Here is a 571-nt window from a genome sequence, read left to right as displayed (position 1 = left end):
TGGGAAATCTCATCTTGAGGGGGGCTTCACGCTTAGATGCTTTCAGCGCTTATCCCTTCCGTACATAGCTACCCAGCGGTGCTCCTGGCGGAACAACTGGTACACCAGCGGTACGTCCATCCCGGTCCTCTCGTACTAAGGACAGCTCCTCTCAAATTTCCTACGCCCACGACAGATAGGGACCGAACTGTCTCACGACGTTCTGAACCCAGCTCGCGTACCGCTTTAATGGGCGAACAGCCCAACCCTTGGGACCTACTTCAGCCCCAGGATGCGATGAGCCGACATCGAGGTGCCAAACCTCCCCGTCGATGTGGACTCTTGGGGGAGATAAGCCTGTTATCCCCAGGGTAGCTTTTATCCGTTGAGCGATGGCCCTTCCATGCGGTACCACCGGATCACTAAGCCCGACTTTCGTCCCTGCTCGACTTGTAGGTCTCGCAGTCAAGCTCCCTTCTGCCTTTGCACTCTTCGAATGATTTCCAACCATTCTGAGGGAACCTTGGGGCGCCTCCGTTACTCTTTAGGAGGCGACCGCCCCAGTCAAACTGCCCACCTGACACTGTCCTCG

1 rRNA gene is annotated in these 571 nt (G+C 56.6%); it reads right to left on the bottom strand.

The window, feature by feature from the left end:
- Window positions 1-571: ribosomal RNA gene (locus ACUYLD_RS25430) — 23S ribosomal RNA — on the bottom strand; the annotation flags it as partial.

The organism is Paenibacillus sp. SER-28, from assembly GCF_052906305.1.
Note: the sequence above shows the minus strand (reverse complement) of the source record. Positions and strands in the feature narration are given on the sequence as shown.